An 18421-nucleotide genomic window follows, 5' to 3' on the forward strand; every position below is an offset into this window, starting at 1 on the left:
GCCTTGGATTAGTTCTAAGGCTTTTTTTGTTTAATAATGTTTAGCGTTTGCGTAATTTAATACATCTAAACAAATTTATATGCAAATTGTAGAAAAATTGAGGACATAAGTATGAGAAGATGTAATTTTAAAGTGTATAAATATTTTCGTATTATTCTATACCTACACTAACTAAACATTTAATATAGTCTCTCTTATATGAATCAAACAGGCTCTCATGCAAACTTTTTAAATTCCTTTAGCAATATATCACAAGACATTAGAGAAGACCTTTTAAAAATTTCTGAGCTAAAAACTGTAAAAGCAGGTAAGCAAATTGTAAAGCTGGGTGAAACGCCTTCAAAAGTATTTATGTTGGTTTCTGGAATTGTTAGATGTTACTTAAGCACCGAATCAGGTAAAGAATATAATAAAAGTTTTTATATGCCATTAAGTTTTGTTGGGCCGTTAACAGCTTTAATTCAAAAAACGCCATCATTGTTTGTTTTTGAAACCCTTGAAGATTCTGAAATGTATGAGGTAGATTATTATAAGCTTACAGAGTTGTGCAAAAAAAACGAATCGCTTAGAACGTTGTATTATAGGATTTTAGAAGTGACATATATGATGTATGAAAAACGACTGGTAGAATTAATTTCATTAGATGCCAAAGCACGATATATGGAATTACAAAAGCAAATACCCAACGTAGATGCTTTAATACCACAGTATCATATAGCTTCTTATTTAGGGATTACAGCAGTTCAATTAAGCAGAATTAGAAAGAAAATTTATGGTAATTAACATTTGTTAACACTTAAGAAAATGTTAAATTATATATTTGAAACGATTTCCTATTTATACTAAAAAGGATTGATAGCTAACCAACCAAAAAAAACAGGTAAATTAATTTACCTGTTTTTTTATTTACAATTTTTTTTATTTACAATGGGTGGGAATGTTATTTTAGACCACCAACCATGTCTTCTGGTTTTACCCAAGCATCATAATCTTCAGCAGTAACATAGCCTAAATTAATGGCTTCTTCTTTTAAAGTCGTACCGTTAGTATGGGCTGTATTTGCAATTTCGGCAGCTTTATAATAGCCGATTTTTGTATTTAATGCAGTAACCAGCATTAATGAATTGTTTAATAATTTCTTAATTACTTCGTGGTTTGGTTCAATACCAACGGCACAATGTTCATCAAAACTAGCACAAGCATCACCAATTAATTGAGCAGATTGTATGGCATTTGCAGCCATTACGGGTTTAAATACATTCAATTCATAGTGGCCTTGTAGCCCGCCTACAGAAATAGCCACATCATTACCAATGACTTGTGCACAAACCATTGTTAAGGCCTCACATTGTGTTGGGTTTACTTTTCCAGGCATAATAGAACTACCTGGTTCGTTTGCAGGAATAATGATTTCGCCAATGCCACTCCTTGGTCCAGAAGCCATCATTCTAACGTCGTTTGCAATTTTATTTAAAGAAACAGCTAATTGTTTTAGTGCTCCGTGTGTTTCAACTATCGCATCGTGTGCAGCAAGTGCTTCAAACTTATTAGGTGCAGTAACAAAAGGAAGTCCGGTAAATTGTGCAATATATTCTGCAACACGTTTACTGTACCCTTTTGGGGTATTTAAACCAGTTCCAACAGCAGTACCACCCAATGCTAATTCGCTTAAATGCGGTAAGGTGTTTTCTAAGGCTTTTAAACCATGGTCTAACTGTGCAACGTAACCAGAAAGCTCTTGTCCCAACGTTAGTGGTGTAGCATCCATTAAGTGGGTACGACCAATTTTTACAACGTTTTTAAATGCTTCAGATTTTTTCTTTAGAGTGTCACGAAGTTGTTTTACACCGGGAATGGTTACTTCTATAATTTTTTTATAAATAGCGATATGCATACCTGTAGGGAAGGTATCGTTTGAAGATTGCGATTTGTTAACATCATCATTAGGTTGAATAGCTTTTTCACCCTCACCAATAACTTTACCTGCTAATTGCTGCGCTCTATTGGCAATGACTTCATTAGCGTTCATATTGCTTTGTGTTCCAGAACCTGTTTGCCAAATTACAAGCGGAAATTGATCATCATGTTTACCAGCTAAAATTTCATCACAAACCGCAGCAATTAAATCACGCTTTTCAATCGGCAAAACGCCCAATTCACAATTGGTATAAGCAGCGGCTTTTTTTAGATAGGCAAACCCGTAAATTATTTCTAGAGGCATAGACGCCGGAGCCCCTATTTTAAAATTATTTCTAGAGCGTTCTGTTTGTGCTCCCCAAAGTTTATCGGCAGGTACTTTTACCTCGCCCATGGTATCTTTTTCTATTCTAAAACTCATCGTAAAATGATTTAATTTAAGTTGCAAAGTTAACTGTTTTATGGTTTTTATTGGTAAGATATTTGTTAGTTTTTATAAGTTTTTTTAACAGAGATATAACGCCTTCATTTTTAATAATTGAATAAAAAAAAGTAACTTAGCATATAGATAATACATTTATTAATTTATAATAAACATATATAATATGGCAACAATTAGATTAGGAGACGTTGCTCCAAATTTTACAGCGAAGTCTACTGAAGGAACCATTAATTTTCACGAATGGTTAGGGGATAGTTGGGGAATATTATTTTCACATCCCGCAGATTATACACCAGTTTGTACTACCGAACTAGGTACCGTAGCAAAATATAAATCAGAGTTTGATAAGCGTAACGTGAAAGTAGTTGCATTGAGTGTAGATGGTTTAGAATCTCATAAAGGTTGGATTAAGGATATCAATGAAACCCAAAATACCACAGTAAATTTCCCAATTATTGCAGATGAAGACAGAAAGATTTCTGAATTGTATGATATGATCCATCCAAATGCGAGCGATAAATTTACGGTGCGTTCAGTATTTGTAATAGGTGATGATAAAAAAGTAAAACTTATTATTACCTATCCGGCATCTACAGGTAGGAATTTTGAAGAATTATTACGTGTTATAGATAGTTTACAATTAACAGCGTACCATAAAGTAGCAACACCAGCTAACTGGAAAAACGGTGAAGATGTTGTTATTTCTCCTGCAATTACAAATGAAGAAATACCGGCGATGTTCCCAAAAGGACATAAAGAAATAAAGCCTTATTTAAGAATGACGCCACAACCTAATTTGAATTAAAATTTTTTCAAAGAAAGATAGAGGCTATCTTTTAAAAAGTTGGGTTCTATGTTATATTGAGCTTGTTTAAATATTTTAACTTACTGATAATCAATATCGGTTTCGACAAGCTCCTTTAGATTTGTTTTTTATAAATTTAAGAAAGGAAATGGTATTAAAATAGCCTGTCATACAGAGCTTGTCGAAGTATTAGCCTGTCGAAGCTATAAAGAAGAAGTGCCAGTAATGGACTTCGACAAGCTCAGTCTGACAAACTAAACATCATTTTGTATTGCTGTTTTTAGAATAAAAATGATACCTACCAAGGACGTTTTTTAAATAAAGGACTTCAACAAGCTCCTGGCATTGGGGGTGTTTTTATTATTGTTGAATTGTTGACCGCCAACTATTGACTATTGGCTAATGGCTTTTGGCTATTAGGTATTCGACAAGCTACCATTGACGTATTTGCTAAACCGCTGTTTTATAGCTAATTGACAAACCAAGTTCTCTTGCCATTTTCATAATGTTCTTTTGTTTATTAAACAAGATCTTCTCCTCATAATCTTTGATTCCCTTCTCTACATATGACAGTCCTTTAACAAATAGCTTCCAATAGAGCTCTGCCAGTTTTCTTGCCATTGCCTTTATTGCCGGTGATGCCCCTTTCTTTGCCCTTATCTTTCTGCCAAAAGCACCCAATGCAATTTTCTTGCTGTTGAGCAGGCTCGTGGCCGCTTGCTTAAATATCAGGCCGGCCTTTGGTTGTCCTTTAGCCTTATAGTTTTTTTTCATCTTGCCCGAATGGTGCTGTTTTGGCGCCAGTCCCAACCAGGAAGTAAAATGCTTTTCTGTTTTCCATTTATGTAAATCAGTCCCTATTTCCGATAGGAGCTGCATCCAATTATAATCTGTTATACCGGGTAGGACCGTAGCATCTTTGCCTTCAAATATTTGCAATAGATAACGGTCCATTCCTTCTATATTTGGTTTGTGGTGCCTCACGTTTTTTCGTGGAGTTGCCTTATTTGATACTTTAGGCCGGTTTGCCCCCATCTTTTTAAGGACTTCTTCCATTTTCAGATCACAACCGGCAATTTGTTGTTGATAAAAATCATAGCACACCACTGCTTGGCCCAAAGCAAATAGCCCTGCTTCATTGTAGTGCCCTTTCAAGGATTTAAGGATCAGTTCCTTTTTTGTTTTCAACACACTCCCATGGCATAGCTTTACCAAAACCCCGGGATCCCTTTCGCCCTTTAAGATCGCCCTGATTATTTTCAATCCACTTACCCCGTGAACTTGGTCCAGAACTTCTTTTAGCCGAACGTTCATCAGGGTCAGTGCTTTTTGCATATGGTTAATATGCATAGCAGCACTACGGATGTGATCTTCGCGCAGGCGTTGATAGCTCCTTAGTTCATGTACCAGTTCATCTGCAACAAAACAACGGTTCAACAAACCATAGCTGTGCAATTGCTGTATCCATTGACAGTCCTTTACATCGGTCTTTCTGCCTGGAACTTGTTTTGTGCTCCTGCCATCCACCAACCATACATCGATGCCTCTTGCCTTCAATATATCATAGAGGATGACCCAATACACTCCCGTGGCTTCCATGGCCACTGAGGTTACATTGTTTTCCTCTAAGTAAGATACCGCCTGTTCCAGATCTGATGTGAAGGTATCAAAACTGCGAACCTCCTTATCTTCAAGACCTATGAAGATTTTTTTGGCTCCGATATCGATCCCTCCTGCGTTTTTCCTGATTTTTTTCATCCTACATTATTTTTTAAAATCACACCCAGAAAATTTTTATGCTTGCTAGACTACCATTCGGGCATTATTATAAATAAGCACCATAATCGCTACCCCTATTTTCTGAAAACCATACTCAACCACAGGTATATAAACACTACGCTGTGCCTCGGAAATATTGTGACTTTTTGTTAAACTTGCACAAAATACGTCATCGCATTCGCTAGTTAAAAACTTTAACAAAAGTCTCAACCTGACAAATTAAATTTAAAAGGATTTTTTAGACAGCCTCTTTTTATTTCACTTAATTATATGCTAAAGAAAACTTATTTCGATAATCGATAGGAGTCATATCGGTTATTTTTTTAAATACATCCCTAAAAGCTTTAGTGTCATTATAGCCCACCTCATACATAACTTCGTTTACTGTTTTTCTACCATGTTCTAATTCTTTTTTAGCAGCTTCAATCTTAACACGTTGAATATATTCCAATACTGTATTTGCTGTAGCTTTTTTAAATCGGCGTTCAAAAGTTCTACGAGCGACGTTGCTATTCCCGCAAAGTTCATCAACTGTTATTTTGGTATTATAATTTTGTTCTATGTAGTTTTGAGCTTCAAGTATTTCTATATCCTTATGTGTTTTCTGGCCTTTAAACATCATAAAAGGTGATTGACTTTCTCTATCAATATCTATCATAAACCCTTTTGATGCCATAACAGCCACTTCACGTCCTGCATATTTTTCAATAAGGTAAATCATTAAATTGGTAAATGAATATGCGCCACCGCTAGTGTAAATACCATTGGATTCTGTCATGATTTTATCATCCATCAATATTGCTTTAGGAAACATGGCCCTAAATTCATTGGCATATTGCCAGTGTGTAGAGCAGGGCTTCCCATTAAGTAACCCAGAAGCTGCTAAATAAAATGTTCCAATGCAAAAACTCACCAATTCGGCACCTTGGTTGTATTGTTTAACAAGCCAAGGCAACAATTCAGCATTGGCTTTTAAATTATCTTTTAAATCACCATGAATGGCAGGAATAATAATAAGGTCTGTGTGTTTTACGTCTTTAATCAAGCGCTGCGGATTAATAGTAAACAAGCCGTTGGTTTGAGTTGATGATTTTTCAATACCTATAAGCTCAACATTAAATATAGGACTTTTGTTAATTTGCCCATAGTAGCTGTTTACCCAATTAAACATTTGATAAGCTCCTTCAATATTAACCATGCTGTAATGTCCTTTTGGAATGTAAACCGATATATGTTTCATTATAATGTATTTATTGATTATCAAAAGTAATTAATTAAAGTGTCGTAATCAACCCTTTATATTGACGTATTTGTACATTAATGTATTGGATTTGCATTGCTAACTTTGTAAAACAGCACTAAAAAACAAAACTCATGGCAAAAGAATTTTGGCTTAATCTGTCGGTAAATGATTTAAAGTAGTCAAAACAATTTTTAATGAAATTGGATTTGATGAAAATCCACATCATATTGATAATGAACATTTAGGAAGCTTTTTTATTGGTGATAAGAACGTTGTGATGATGTTATTTCCTATTGATACTTTTAAGGGATTTATTGCACATAACGTATCAAACCCAAATGTGGGTACAGAAGTATGATTCAACATGGATGCCCAAAGTAAAGAAGAAGTAGATGCCATGGCTAAAACGGTAAAGAATGCAGGGGGAAATCTTTACGCAGCCCAGGTGAAAAAGATGGTTGGATGTTACTTTTGGTTTTTTAGACACTGATGGACACCGTTGGAGCGTCCTTTATAGGGACATGAGTAAAATGCCACAATAAATTATAAACAGATATAACGATTATTATGACAACAACAATTAATCCTTATTTAATCTTTAATGGCAACTGTGAAGATGCATTTAATTTTTACAAATCCGTCTTTGGTGGTGAATTTGAATATATTGGGAGATTTAAAGATATGCCCCAAGAAGATGGTTACAGCGATATACCTGAAAACTATGCTAACAAAATTATGCATGTATGTTTCCATATAGGTAAAGAAACCTATTTAATGGGTAGCGATAACAATCCAGAATTTGGGGAAGTTACGTTTGGACAAAACATGAATATTTCAATTAATACAGACTCAAAAAATGAAGCCGATAGATTGTTTACTGGTCTATCTGATGCAGCTACAGTAACAATGCCTATGAAAGATATGTTTTGGGGCGATTATTTTGGAATGCTTACCGATAAATTCGGAGTTATGTGGATGATAAGCTATCGTAAATCTCAATAAAATTAAGACTATGTTACAAAAAATAAATTTTAAAATAACAATACATGCTCCAAAAGAGACGGTTTGGTCAGTTCTTTGGGAAGACACATCGTATCGTAAATGGACCAAAGTTTTTAGTGAAGGCTCTCATGCTGTTTCAGATTGGCAGGAGGGAAGCAAAGTACTATTTTTAGATGGCAATGGCCACGGTATGTTTAGCAAAATATATAAAAAAGTTCCACATACATTTATGGGTTTTGAACATTTAGGAATTGTTAAAGACGCTATTGAACAGCCTTTAGATGAAAAAGCAAAAGCTTGGTCTGGAGCAAAAGAAGATTATTCATTAACTGAAAAAAATGGGATTACGCATTTAGAAGTTAGTATGGATTCTGATAAAGAATTTGAAAATTACTTTAAAAATACTTTTCCTAAAGCACTTGAAATTGTAAAACAATTATCAGAGAAATCAATTTAAAATTTTAATTATGGTACAACAACTTTTTGTTAATCTGGCAGTAGAAAATCTAACTAAATCCATGGATTTTTTCAAAGCTTTGGGATTTACGTTCAATTCTAAATTTACTGATGAAACCGCAGCATGTTTAGTGTTGGGCGACAAGTTATACGCTATGTTACTTACTAAAGCAAAATTTAAAGAGTTTACTAAAAAGCCCATTTCAAACGCAAAAAAGCAAACCGAGGTATTAGTGGCTTTACAGTTAAATACTCGGAAAGAAGTAGATAGTTTGATGAAAAAAGCAGTTAAAGCAGGTGCGTCTATTTATATGGAACCTCAAGATTATGGGTTTATGTATCAACATAGTTTTGAAGATTTGGATGGCCATCAATGGGAAGTGTTTTTTATGGATGAAAGTCAGTTTCCAGAGCAATAAATAATTATGATTGAGGTTTTTAAAACAAATATTGTTGACGAAAATACAGCTAAAAGGGTGTTGAATGATTTAGCTACTCATTTACCAAATTCTTATATCAATTTTGATTTAGAAGATTGTGATAAAATTTTAAGAATTGAAAATTGCAGTATTCGCCTAGACTTAGTAGTTGATATTTTAAATAAAAACGGTTTTTTTTGTGAACCTTTACAATGAACTCATCTTGAAAAGTCTGTTAATCTAAAGAATTCCTCGGTGCTTGTCCAATGTTATTAAGTTAAGGGGGAAATTGTCATTCCGACGAAGGAGGAAATCGAAGATTCAGCGTAGCTAATCTCACCAAACTCCTTATCGAGTATGAGTTTGCTTCGCCAGTTCGCTGAAGCTCGTGTCCTCGTGCCTCGGAAGGACAAAAAACAACCTAAATATCTTAACTTAATGAGATTGGGCTTAGCGGTAGCGGAGGTTTTATTGCGAACCTTTACAATGAAATTAATCTTGAAAACTCTGTTAATAAATTTTAATTTGATATTGTATAACAAGTAGCTTTGCATTATCTTTGCGTTAGATTTTAAAAAGATACTTACAATTATGTTTGATTTTGACCAATATTTAGGATTTTTAGCTTTTTTAACCATTTTAACAATAGGCTTTTGGTTAATGATTTTCTTATTGACTTTTGTAATCCCTTATTGGATAGGAGGTTCTTTAATTGAAAGATTAAAAGAAATTAGAGAAGAGAAGAAGGCTAAGCGTCAAAATTCTTAACATAACTTATTGATATTCACAAAAAAGGGAAGCTAATTTTAGCTTCCCTTTTTTGTTTTTATGCAATTCTATTTTAGAATTCCATTTCATCATCAACCCCTCCGTTAGAATTGTTTTTTTCATTACGTTGTTTCTGTTGGTTAAAGCGGTAAATTACCGATAAGTTAATCTGGCGCTGTCTCCATTGCGATTCGTTTTCTCTTTCAAAGAATTCTGTTACCGTTAATGTGTTTCGTTTTCTTGAGTTTAATAAATCCCTAACGTTTAAAGAAATTGTGGCGCTCTTATTAAAAATTTCTTTACTTAGCGCTAAGTCAATAGAGAAAATACCTTTGGTTTCACTTTGGGCATTGGCATTTGGCCCAAAGTAGTTCATATTCGTTTGCCAATCGATACTTGATGGGAATGATATTTTGCTGCTAAAACGTCCAAACCAGCTAGTATTTTTAGTGCCATAATCTACACCGTTAAATTCACCTTCTTTTTCAAATTGAAAAAAGTTGAAGCTGGAATTAAGCCTTAACCACTTTTCAGGGTTGTACATGATTCCTAATTCACCTCCGGCTCTTTTGTTTGTAGAAAGGTTTACGGGAATAGTTCTAATAATATCTATACCATCTGAAGTTTGTTGTCCTGTGTTTTCTTCAACACGCTCGAAGGAATCTGTTTCATGTTGGTAATAAACCGATGTAGTTAATGTTAATTTATCCCAACGTTTTAGGTACCCTATATCAAAGGCACTAGCAAATGCTGGATTTAAATTTGGATTTCCTTGGAATATATTAGTACGGCTAGAACGTGAAGGAAATGGATTGATGAACCAATTTCTTGGTCTGTTAATTCTTCGGTTATAACCAATCGATATGTTTTCTTCCGAGTCTTCACTATCGCCTGCTAAATTGTATATTAGATTAACGGTTGGGAAAAGGCCTAAGTAATTATTGTTAAATTGTGTGTCAATAGGAAATCCAAATGCTGCTTCTAATTCTTCATTTGTCAACCTAGAATCAATATTTCCTTTTAATTGGGTGTTTTCTAAACGCAGTCCAAGTAGGAATGAGAATTGACCAAATTTTGTTCCATATTGGGTGTAAAGAGCATTTACATTTTCGGTATAATCAAAAACATTTGTTATGGTGTCGTTAACGAAAAAATTGCCTGTATTAATATCTTCTTGTTGAAGTAGATAATCGTTTTTGTCATTATTAAAATTTCCTCTATAACCAGCTTCAAAACGCGAATCTTCACCCATAGGTAAAACGTAATCTACCTGAAATAAATATTCATTTTCATCTTCAACAGAAAATACATTTTCTTTTTGAAATGGCTCTGGGTCGGTTTCATTAGTTATTACGTAATTTTCGTTTATATAAGTTGATTGGTCTTCTGATCCTTTTTCATATTGAAAATCTGCAGTTAACTCATGACCTTCGTCGTTAAATTTACTAATATAATTTAATGCCAATTGGTAATTGTCTCCACTTTCATCTTGTTTTTCACTTCTTAAAGTTTTCTCAACAATACTACCTCCATTAAAACGCTCGCTATTATTGAGCGATAAATCGGCATCTTCTCCGTAGCGATAAAAAACACTACCAGTTAATGAAGTTTTTTTAGATAAAAAATATTCAATGCCTGCACTGGCATTATAATTTCTATTTAAACGAGTAACTTTTTGGTCTTCTTTAATTCTTTCGTACTCTGGGGCGGTTAGCACACCATCAACAACTTTATCAAAGTATTTAGTATTGTTAAAACTATTTCTTGGTGCGTTAAAATATCTGAAGCCAATATTAGAAAACAAATTGAATTTTTCAGTCCGATAATTTAAGTTTGCAGACACCCCAACATTATCTGGATTACCAAGAGTTAGGTTAATGGAACCATTAAAACCTAAGGTTTCTTTTTGCCTTAATATAATGTTTAATATACCTGCCGTACCTTCGGCATCGTACCTTGCAGAAGGGGAAGTGATAACCTCAACGCGTTCAATAGCTTCAGCGGGGAGTTGACTTAAAACATTTGAATCCCCAAAACCAGCCATAGCTGAAGGTTTTCCATTTATTAAGATTTTCACGTTTTCATTTCCCCTTAAACTGATAGATCCTTCTACATCTACAGATACAGATGGCACATTGTTCAAGGCATCGCTTACTGTTCCTCCAGCTGTAGTGAGGTCTTTGCCTATGTTGTATATTTTTTTGTCTAGCTTTATTTCAACGGTTGTTTTTTCGGCTATAATTTCAACTTCTCCTAAAGAAGCATAATCAATTTCTAAAGCAATCGTACCTAAATTTATATTAGAATCTATTTTTTTATTAGAAAGGGTTATTTTTTTATAAGATATATATTCTATAGTAATATTATAAAGGTCTTTAGAAACTTTAATGCTAAATTCTCCATTAACATCTGTGACGCAACCATCAACTATTTTGTTTTCTTTTTTGCTAAAAAAAGTCACGGTAGCATATTCCAAAGGGGCTTTGGTGTCTTTGTCTATAACTTTTCCTGTAATGGTTATGTCTTTGTCAGAAACGGAGTTTATATTTTCTGGTAACGTATGGGCGTGCAGTATAAAAGAAAAAAAGGTAAAAAGGGGGATGAAAATTTTGGTCATGTTTAATTTTTCCAAGTTAGACTTGCAAAAATACCCATGGTTTAACGTGTTTCTGTTAAATAAAAGTTAATTAACTTACCTTGATTTACCCCAGTGTTTTAGATGATTTCAGAGATTTTCTCGGTAGGTCTTCCTATGATGGCTTTGTAACCATTAACAACTATGGGGCGCTCAATTAATTTGGGGTTTTTAACCATGGCTTCAATTATTTGGTCATCGGTTAAGGTTTTATCTTTAAATTCCGTTTTCCAAATAGCCTCATTTTTTCTAACTAGATCTATTGGTTTTATGCCTAAAAGCTTTATTAAGTCTTTCAGTTCTTTAGCAGATAAAGTATCTTCAAGATATTTTATAACTTCGAATGGCTTTCCAGATTGTTCTAAAAGTTCTAATCCGCAACGCGATTTGCTGCATCTACTATTGTGAAGTATTTTTATCATTATAGTTGAATATTATATTCTTTTAGTTGTTGAATGAGTTTTTCTGGAGTTTCGAAATGAATCCCGTTGATGCCTAATGCATTGGCTGCTTCAATATTTCTTAAATTGTCATCAATAAACAATGATTTTTCTGGAGTAATATTAAATCTGCTAAGTGTTATATCATAAATAGCCTTAAAGGGCTTTCTTGTTTTTTCATCACCAGAAACCACAATACCTTCAAACCATTTTAAAAATTCAAAACGTTTTTGGGCAATAGGGAACGTTTCATGGCTCCAATTTGTTAAAGCTACCAATTTATATTTTTCAGATTTAATTAGGTTTTCAAGAACTTTCACAGTGCCATCAATAGGGCCACCTAGCATATTTTCCCATTTTCCGTAAAACATTTTAATATGATGTTCATGCTCCGGAAATTTTTCAACCAAATCTTTAGTTGCTTGTGCTAAAGGATAGCCAGCATCTTGGTTTTCGTTCCAATCGCTGGTACAAATGTTATTAAAAAACCATTGCATTTTTTCTCTGTCTCCATTAAATGCGTTCAAAAATACGTATTCAGGATTCCAATCTATTAAAACACCTCCTAGATCGAAAATTATGGTATTTATTTGATTCATAATGTGTTATTGTCTTCAACTTTTTGTCCCATCATCATTAAATAGGCTTTTAAAAACGGACCGATATTTCCATCCATAACAGCATCTACATTGCTGGTTTCATGGCCGGTTCTTACGTCTTTAACCAATTTGTAGGGTTGCATAACGTAGTTACGGATTTGACTTCCCCATTCAATCTTCATTTTACCGGCTTCAATATCATCACGTTGTGCCATTTGTTTTTGCAGCTCAATTTCATACAATTGCGATTTAAGCATTTGTAAGGCTCTGGAGCGGTTATCGTGTTGCGAGCGTGTTTCGGAACATTGTATTTGAATACCTGTTGGTTTATGGGTTAATTGCACCTTAGTTTCAACCTTATTTACATTTTGTCCTCCTGCACCACTTGAACGTGCTGTGGTAATTTCAATATCGGCAGGATTTATTTCAATCTCAATGGTATCATCAACTAACGGGTATACATAAACCGAAGCAAAACTTGTATGGCGTTTAGCGTTACTATCAAATGGCGAAATACGCACCAAGCGATGGACCCCATTCTCACCTTTTAGCCAACCAAAAGCAAAATCGCCTTCAATTTCTAAAGTAACTGTTTTAATACCTGCTACATCACCTTCTTGAAAGTTGAGTTCTTTTACTTTAAATCCGCTTTTTTCGGCATACATTAGGTACATACGCATAAGCATACTTGCCCAATCGCAACTTTCGGTACCACCGGCACCTGCAGTTATTTGTAAAACAGCGCTCAAGCTATCACCTTCATCGGAAAGCATATTTTTAAACTCAATATCTTCAAGCAATGTAAAGGCTTTTTGATAGTGTTCTTCAACATCTTCGGCAGTAGATTCGCCTTCTTTATAAAATTCATAAAGAACCTCTAAATCTTCGGTAAGTGTTTTGGCTTTATTATAATCTTCAACCCATTTTTTAGTCACACGAAGCGATTTCATAATGGCTTCAGCAGCTTTGGCATCATTCCAAAAATTAGGATCAAAGGTTTTTTCTTCCTCGTTTTGTATTTCAATAAGTTTTTTATCTACGTCAAAGATAGTGCCTAAGTTTGTCTAGGCGGATGTTAAGATTTTTTATCTGATCAGAAGTTATCATAGTTCATTTTATTTTAAACAAAAATATGATTTATAGCAAGAGCAGAAAACAATTATTAATATAATTTTATAGCTTTACCTATATTTTTATAACATGACCATAGACCTAAGAAGTGATACCGTTACAAAGCCATCAAAAGCCATGTTGGATGCCATGATGCAAGCGAAAGTGGGTGACGATGTTTTTAGAGAAGACGAAACCGTTAACCAATTAGAAACACGTGTGGCAAAGATGTTTGGCAAACCAAGTGCACTGTTTTTCCCGAGTGGTACGATGGCAAACCAAACAGCAATAAAATTGCATACAAGTCCGGGAGATCAAATTATATGTGACAAATTTGCTCATATATATAATTATGAGTCGGGCGGTGCCTCATTTAATAGTGGCGTGTCTTGTAAATTGATAGAGGGGCATAGAGGAATGTTTACAGCAGAACAAGTTATAGAAGCCATAAATCCCGATGCTTACTATTACAGTCCGACGCGATTGGTTGAAATAGAAAACACGGCCAACAGGGGCGGTGGTTCTTGTTGGGATTTTAATGATATTTTAAAAATTAGAAAGGTTTGCGGTGACAATAGTTTAGGATTTCATTTAGACGGTGCAAGATTATGGAATGCTTTAGTCGTTAAAAACGAAACGCCAAAACAATATGGAGAGGTATTTGATACCATTTCGATATGTTTAAGCAAGGGTTTAGGCTGCCCTGTGGGGTCGCTTTTGGTTGGTGATGAAGCTATTATGAAAAACGCCATTAGAATTCGTAAAGTTTTTGGAGGCAATATGCGGCAAGCGGGTTTTTTAGCAGCAGCAGGACTTTATGCTTTAGACAATAACATTGAAAGATTAGCTGAAGACCACAAAAAAGCCAAAGAAATAGGAGAGGCGTTGGCAAAATTAGCAATCATTAAAGCTGTGGAGCCTATTGAAACCAATATTGTTATTTTTGAACTAAATAACGATGTCAATGAAAAAGCGTTTATTCAAAAACTAAAGGATAAAAATATTCATATTATTGGTATGGGTACCAACAAGCTTCGGATAGTAACCCATTTAGATTACAGCGATGCTATGCATGAAAAATTCCTAGGAATTTTAAAAAAATCTCAATTTAAGTCTAATGGTCTAAAAATCTAATCAGTCTAAAAAATCTACTTAAACAAATCCATCCCCGGAATATTTGGCATCCCTTCTTTAGCAACAGCAGCAAGTTCTGCTTCGTTTACGCTAGTCGCTTTTTCAATAGCTTTATTTAATGTAAGAATTAAATAATCTTCAAGTTGTTCCTTGTCTTCAAGTAAACTTTCATCAATGGCAATAGATTTTATTGTTCTATTTGCTGTTAAAGTAACTTTAAGTTTGTTGTCGCTGCTTTTTTCATCAACTAAAACAGTATCCAGGCGTTTTTTAGTTTCTTCAACTTTACGTTGGGTTTCTTTAAGTTTACCCATCATATTCATCATATCTCCAAACATAATTTTATAATTTATTATTAGCTACAAAGCTATTTAATTTTTATATTTTTGCCCCTTAATTTTAAGAATAAAATGCCGTTGAAAACAATACTCCAAGTGCCTCGAGCCACTAAAAAACCAAAAAAAATAGTTAAACATAACGATATAAGAATTGATAATTACTATTGGCTAAACGATAGAGAAAACCCAGAAGTGATTGATTATTTGAATGCTGAAAACGCTTACACAAAAGAGGTCATGCAGCATACCGAAGCATTTCAAAAGGATTTGTTTGAAGAAATGAAAGGTAGAATTAAAGAAGATGACACTTCGGTTCCTTATAAATTTAACGGTTACTGGTATATAACACGTTATGAAAAAGGGCAAGATTACCCTGTTTATCTTCGTAAAAAGGAATCTTTAGAGGCGCCTGAAGAAATACTTTTTGATTGTAACGAAATGGCCAAAGGTTTTGCTTTTTTCAACTTAGGGAGTATGTCTATTAGTCCAGATAATACTTTAGCAAGTTTTTCAACCGATACCGTTGGAAGAAGGCAATATACCATTCAAATCAAAAACTTAGTAACAGGTGAAATTTATTCAGATAAAATTTTAAATACCACAAGTAGTTCTATCTGGGCGAATGATAATAAAACCTTGTTCTATTGCATGAAGGACGAAGTGACTTTGCGTTCACATAAAGTTTTCAAACATAAATTACATACAGACACAAAGGAGGATATCGAGGTTTTTCATGAAGCCGATGAAACGTTTAATACATTTGTGTATAAATCAAAATCAAAAAAATATATCATTATTGGGTCGTCAAGTACCGTATCGTCAGAATACCGCTTTGTAAATGCCGATACGCCCGATGGAGAATTTAAAATATTTCAAAAGCGTAAACGTGATTTTGAATACAGTATAGCACATTATAATGATAGTTTTTATATTATTTCAAATTGTGACGGCGCTACAAACTTCAAACTTTTAAAAACGAGTGCGCTTAAAACAGAAAAGCGTTATTGGAAAGACGTTATTCCGCATAGAAAAGATGTTTTATTAGAAGATATTGAGATTTTTAAAGACTATTTGGTCGTTAACGAACGAGAAAATGGCCTTAATAATCTAAGAATTATGAGTTGGGATGGGAAAGAAGATTATTATCTTCCTTTTGAAAGCGAAACCTATACAGCTTATATAAGCAATAATCCCGATTTTGATAGTGATGTGCTGCGTTATTCATATAATTCGCTAACGTCTCCAAGTTCGGTTATTGATTATAATTTCAAAACAAAACGAAGCGAGATTAAAAAAGAACAAGAGGTTTTGGGCGGTAAATTTAAGAAAGAAAATTATGAATCCAAACGAATTTGGGCACCTGCCCGTGATGGTGTAAAAGTACCTATATCGTTGGTTTATAAAAAAGGAACGAAGTTAGATGGTTCAAGTCCGTTATTGCAATATGCTTATGGTTCGTATGGCTCAACTATCGACCCTTCATTTTCAACGGTACGTCTGAGTTTGTTAGATCGCGGATTTATTTATGCCATAGCGCATATTCGTGGTGGAGAATATTTAGGTAGGGATTGGTACGAAAATGGCAAATTACTTCATAAATTAAACACCTTTTACGATTTTATTGATTGCTCAAAATATTTGATAGAGCAAAAATATACATCACCAAAGCATTTGTATGCATATGGTGGGTCTGCAGGAGGGATGCTAATGGGTGCTATTATAAATATGAACCCGGAATTATATAACGGTATTTTGGCAGCAGTACCTTTTGTTGATGTCGTTACAACCATGCTAGATGATACCATTCCTTTAACTACAGGTGAGTATGACGAATGGGGAAATCCTAATAAATTGGAGTATTATAATTATATGAAATCATATTCACCATACGACAACGTTGAAGCAAAACAATACCCTAATATACTGGTTACAACAGGGTTGCACGATTCGCAGGTACAATATTGGGAACCAGCCAAATGGGTGGCCAAACTAAGAGAGCTAAAAACCGATACTAATAAATTATTACTTCATACCGACATGGATGCTGGTCACGGCGGGGCTTCAGGACGATTTGAAAGCTTAAAAGAAGTGGCTTTAGAATATGCCTTTTTGTTAGATTTAGAAGGAATTCATGGTTAATAAAAAAAAAAGTTTTACTTTTGTCAGGTTTTAAGTTACAAATATTTTCATTAATATTACAGTAGCTTCCCTAAAAGGCATTTATGAAACACAGAAATCAAGTTTTTGATAATGTATTAGACTTAGTAGGCAATACACCGCTTATTAAACTTAATAAAGTAGCTTCAAAATTCAAAGGTAACTTTTACGCAAAAGTAGAATCTTTTAACCCAGGTCAATCTTCAAAAGATAGAATAGCAACATACATTATAGAAGAAGCAGAGCGAAAAGGAATTTTAACTCCAGGTTCAACTATAATAGAAACCACCTCTGGTAACACAGGGTTTAGTATTGCTATGGTAAGTATTATTAAAGGGTACGATTGCGTTTTAGCTGTAAGTTCAAAATCTTCTGCCGATAAAATCGATATGCTAAAAACGATGGGCGCTAAGGTGTATGTGTGTCCAGCTCATGTAAGTGCAGACGACCCTAGGTCTTATTATGAAGTAGCAAAAAGATTGCATAGTGAAATAAAGAGTTCAGTATATATCAATCAGTATTTCAACCAATTAAACATAGATGCACATTATGCTTCTACAGGACCAGAAATATGGAAACAAACCGAAGGTAAAATTACGCATCTTATAGCTTGTAGTGGTACAGGTGGTACTATTTCTGGAACAGCAAAATACCTAAAAGAACAAAACCCAAATATAAAAGTTATTGGTGTTGATGCTTTTGGTTCGGTAATTAAAAAATACCACGAAACTAAAGAATTCGACGAAAAAGAAATTTATCCCTATAGAATTGAAGGCTTAGGAAAAAATTTAATCCCTACTGCTACCGATTTTGATATTATTGATGAATTTGTAAAAGTAACCGATGAAGAAAGCGCCCACACAGCAAGAGAATTGGCAAGAACCGAAGGGCTTTTTGTAGGCTATACATCGGGTGCAGCAACCCAAGCACTTAAACAACTTGGTGAGCAAGGTTTATTTAAAAAAGATGATTATGTAGTGGTTATTTTTCCAGATCACGGTTCGCGTTACATGAGTAAGGTCTATAGTGATAAATGGATGCAAGAACAAGGCTTTTTTGATAGTATGAATGAAGCCACGGTACAAAATATAGAATATATAAAATAATGTAAACAGTACATAATTAAGAGGTAGCATTTGTTTTAGCAGCAAAAAGCTGTCTCTTTTTTATTTTATAA

18 protein-coding genes are annotated in these 18421 nt (G+C 34.1%); 10 read left to right on the plus strand and 8 right to left on the minus strand.

The features are described from left to right. The first annotated feature begins 198 nt into the window (after positions 1 to 198). A complete protein-coding gene (locus tag CJ739_RS16460) occupies positions 199 to 783 on the plus strand; it encodes a Crp/Fnr family transcriptional regulator (RefSeq protein WP_117177262.1) in 585 nt (194 codons plus the stop codon). A 157-nt stretch (positions 784 to 940) separates the two neighbouring features. On the opposite strand, the gene fumC is transcribed toward CJ739_RS16460, so the two are convergent. Then, positions 941 to 2338, minus strand: a complete 1398-nt coding sequence (fumC, locus tag CJ739_RS16465; RefSeq protein ID WP_117177263.1) for a class II fumarate hydratase — start codon at positions 2336 to 2338, stop codon at positions 941 to 943. A gap of 184 nt (positions 2339 to 2522) precedes the next feature. Here fumC and CJ739_RS16470 point away from each other — a divergent pair, with 184 nt between their 5' ends. Continuing rightward, complete coding sequence (locus CJ739_RS16470; RefSeq protein WP_117177265.1) at positions 2523 to 3164, plus strand: peroxiredoxin; 642 nt, start codon at positions 2523 to 2525, stop codon at positions 3162 to 3164. A gap of 450 nt (positions 3165 to 3614) precedes the next feature. On the opposite strand, the gene CJ739_RS16475 is transcribed toward CJ739_RS16470, so the two are convergent. Both CJ739_RS16475 and CJ739_RS16480 read right to left on the minus strand, forming a co-directional pair. Next, on the minus strand, positions 3615 to 4922 hold the full coding sequence (locus tag CJ739_RS16475; RefSeq protein WP_117172209.1) for an IS110 family RNA-guided transposase: 1308 nt from the start codon (positions 4920 to 4922) through the stop codon (positions 3615 to 3617). 283 nt (positions 4923 to 5205) lie between these two features. Then, the gene (locus CJ739_RS16480; RefSeq protein WP_117177267.1) at positions 5206 to 6183 is read right to left on the minus strand and encodes a GlxA family transcriptional regulator; all 978 of its coding nucleotides are present in this window, start codon (positions 6181 to 6183) and stop codon (positions 5206 to 5208) included. Positions 6184 to 6753: 570 nt separating this feature from the next. Here CJ739_RS16480 and CJ739_RS16485 point away from each other — a divergent pair. From CJ739_RS16485 to CJ739_RS20405, 5 genes are all read left to right on the plus strand, one after another. After that, positions 6754 to 7188: a VOC family protein gene (locus CJ739_RS16485; protein WP_117177269.1), complete on the plus strand. Its 435-nt coding sequence runs from the start codon at positions 6754 to 6756 to the stop codon at positions 7186 to 7188. A gap of 10 nt (positions 7189 to 7198) precedes the next feature. Next, positions 7199 to 7645 carry an SRPBCC family protein gene (locus CJ739_RS16490; RefSeq protein ID WP_117177271.1) on the plus strand — a complete coding sequence of 149 codons (447 nt, stop codon included), beginning with the start codon at positions 7199 to 7201 and terminating at the stop codon, positions 7643 to 7645. 10 nt (positions 7646 to 7655) lie between these two features. Then, on the plus strand, positions 7656 to 8063 hold the full coding sequence (locus CJ739_RS16495; RefSeq protein WP_117177273.1) for a VOC family protein: 408 nt from the start codon (positions 7656 to 7658) through the stop codon (positions 8061 to 8063). A 6-nt stretch (positions 8064 to 8069) separates the two neighbouring features. Then, positions 8070 to 8279, plus strand: a complete 210-nt coding sequence (locus CJ739_RS16500) for a hypothetical protein (protein ID WP_117177275.1) — start codon at positions 8070 to 8072, stop codon at positions 8277 to 8279. Positions 8280 to 8654: 375 nt separating this feature from the next. Next, positions 8655 to 8831: a hypothetical protein gene (locus CJ739_RS20405; RefSeq protein WP_162880248.1), complete on the plus strand. Its 177-nt coding sequence runs from the start codon at positions 8655 to 8657 to the stop codon at positions 8829 to 8831. 73 nt (positions 8832 to 8904) lie between these two features. Here CJ739_RS20405 and CJ739_RS16505 read toward each other — a convergent pair whose 3' ends face one another. The 4 genes from CJ739_RS16505 to prfB form a co-directional block, all read right to left on the minus strand. Beyond that, positions 8905 to 11448, minus strand: a complete 2544-nt coding sequence (locus CJ739_RS16505; RefSeq protein WP_117177277.1) for a TonB-dependent receptor — start codon at positions 11446 to 11448, stop codon at positions 8905 to 8907. A gap of 98 nt (positions 11449 to 11546) precedes the next feature. Continuing rightward, entirely contained in the window at positions 11547 to 11888 is a 342-nt protein-coding gene (gene arsC, locus CJ739_RS16510; RefSeq protein WP_117177279.1) for an arsenate reductase (glutaredoxin), read from the minus strand. Further along, positions 11888 to 12505 (minus strand): HAD family hydrolase, encoded by a 618-nt coding sequence (locus CJ739_RS16515; RefSeq protein WP_117177281.1) that lies wholly within the window; start codon positions 12503 to 12505, stop codon positions 11888 to 11890. Before CJ739_RS16515 ends, arsC begins: the two co-directional genes overlap by 1 nt. Further along, positions 12502 to 13612 (minus strand): peptide chain release factor 2 gene (gene prfB / locus CJ739_RS16520; RefSeq protein ID WP_117177283.1). Its coding sequence is split into 2 segments (ribosomal slippage): positions 12502 to 13548 and positions 13550 to 13612, totalling 1110 coding nucleotides; the frame shifts between segments, so codons are not numbered across the junction. The genes CJ739_RS16515 and prfB overlap by 4 nt, the downstream gene beginning before the upstream one ends. Positions 13613 to 13705: 93 nt before the next feature. On the opposite strand from prfB, the gene CJ739_RS16525 reads away from it, so the two are divergent. After that, a complete protein-coding gene (locus tag CJ739_RS16525) occupies positions 13706 to 14749 on the plus strand; it encodes a threonine aldolase family protein (protein WP_117177285.1) in 1044 nt (347 codons plus the stop codon). A gap of 14 nt (positions 14750 to 14763) precedes the next feature. Here the strand turns inward: CJ739_RS16525 and CJ739_RS16530 are convergent, their stop codons facing one another. Further along, the gene (locus CJ739_RS16530; RefSeq protein WP_117177287.1) at positions 14764 to 15087 is read right to left on the minus strand and encodes a YbaB/EbfC family nucleoid-associated protein; all 324 of its coding nucleotides are present in this window, start codon (positions 15085 to 15087) and stop codon (positions 14764 to 14766) included. A gap of 72 nt (positions 15088 to 15159) precedes the next feature. Here CJ739_RS16530 and CJ739_RS16535 point away from each other — a divergent pair, with 72 nt between their 5' ends. Together CJ739_RS16535 and capA are read left to right on the plus strand one after the other, a co-directional pair. Beyond that, positions 15160 to 17226 carry a S9 family peptidase gene (locus CJ739_RS16535; RefSeq protein WP_117177289.1) on the plus strand — a complete coding sequence of 689 codons (2067 nt, stop codon included), beginning with the start codon at positions 15160 to 15162 and terminating at the stop codon, positions 17224 to 17226. An 83-nt stretch (positions 17227 to 17309) separates the two neighbouring features. Beyond that, on the plus strand, positions 17310 to 18350 hold the full coding sequence (capA, locus tag CJ739_RS16540) for a cysteate synthase (RefSeq protein WP_117177291.1): 1041 nt from the start codon (positions 17310 to 17312) through the stop codon (positions 18348 to 18350). Positions 18351 to 18421: the final 71 nt, after the last annotated feature.

The organism is Mariniflexile sp. TRM1-10 (genome assembly GCF_003425985.1).
Lineage (GTDB): Bacteria > Bacteroidota > Bacteroidia > Flavobacteriales > Flavobacteriaceae > Mariniflexile.

Excerpts from the sequence above, each read along its gene's own strand:
- CJ739_RS16460 (WP_117177262.1), top strand. The coding sequence starts at position 199 with ATGAATCAAACAGGCTCTCATGCAAACTTTTTAAATTCCTTTAGCAAT.
- fumC (WP_117177263.1), bottom strand. The coding sequence starts at position 2,338 with ATGAGTTTTAGAATAGAAAAAGATACCATGGGCGAGGTAAAAGTACCT.
- CJ739_RS16470 (WP_117177265.1), top strand. The coding sequence starts at position 2,523 with ATGGCAACAATTAGATTAGGAGACGTTGCTCCAAATTTTACAGCGAAG.
- CJ739_RS16475 (WP_117172209.1), bottom strand. The coding sequence starts at position 4,922 with ATGAAAAAAATCAGGAAAAACGCAGGAGGGATCGATATCGGAGCCAAA.
- CJ739_RS16480 (WP_117177267.1), bottom strand. The coding sequence starts at position 6,183 with ATGAAACATATATCGGTTTACATTCCAAAAGGACATTACAGCATGGTT.
- CJ739_RS16485 (WP_117177269.1), top strand. The coding sequence starts at position 6,754 with ATGACAACAACAATTAATCCTTATTTAATCTTTAATGGCAACTGTGAA.
- CJ739_RS16490 (WP_117177271.1), top strand. The coding sequence starts at position 7,199 with ATGTTACAAAAAATAAATTTTAAAATAACAATACATGCTCCAAAAGAG.
- CJ739_RS16495 (WP_117177273.1), top strand. The coding sequence starts at position 7,656 with ATGGTACAACAACTTTTTGTTAATCTGGCAGTAGAAAATCTAACTAAA.
- CJ739_RS16500 (WP_117177275.1), top strand. The coding sequence starts at position 8,070 with ATGATTGAGGTTTTTAAAACAAATATTGTTGACGAAAATACAGCTAAA.
- CJ739_RS20405 (WP_162880248.1), top strand. The coding sequence starts at position 8,655 with ATGTTTGATTTTGACCAATATTTAGGATTTTTAGCTTTTTTAACCATT.
- CJ739_RS16505 (WP_117177277.1), bottom strand. The coding sequence starts at position 11,448 with ATGACCAAAATTTTCATCCCCCTTTTTACCTTTTTTTCTTTTATACTG.
- arsC (WP_117177279.1), bottom strand. The coding sequence starts at position 11,888 with ATGATAAAAATACTTCACAATAGTAGATGCAGCAAATCGCGTTGCGGA.
- CJ739_RS16515 (WP_117177281.1), bottom strand. The coding sequence starts at position 12,505 with ATGAATCAAATAAATACCATAATTTTCGATCTAGGAGGTGTTTTAATA.
- CJ739_RS16525 (WP_117177285.1), top strand. The coding sequence starts at position 13,706 with ATGACCATAGACCTAAGAAGTGATACCGTTACAAAGCCATCAAAAGCC.
- CJ739_RS16530 (WP_117177287.1), bottom strand. The coding sequence starts at position 15,087 with ATGTTTGGAGATATGATGAATATGATGGGTAAACTTAAAGAAACCCAA.
- CJ739_RS16535 (WP_117177289.1), top strand. The coding sequence starts at position 15,160 with ATGCCGTTGAAAACAATACTCCAAGTGCCTCGAGCCACTAAAAAACCA.
- capA (WP_117177291.1), top strand. The coding sequence starts at position 17,310 with ATGAAACACAGAAATCAAGTTTTTGATAATGTATTAGACTTAGTAGGC.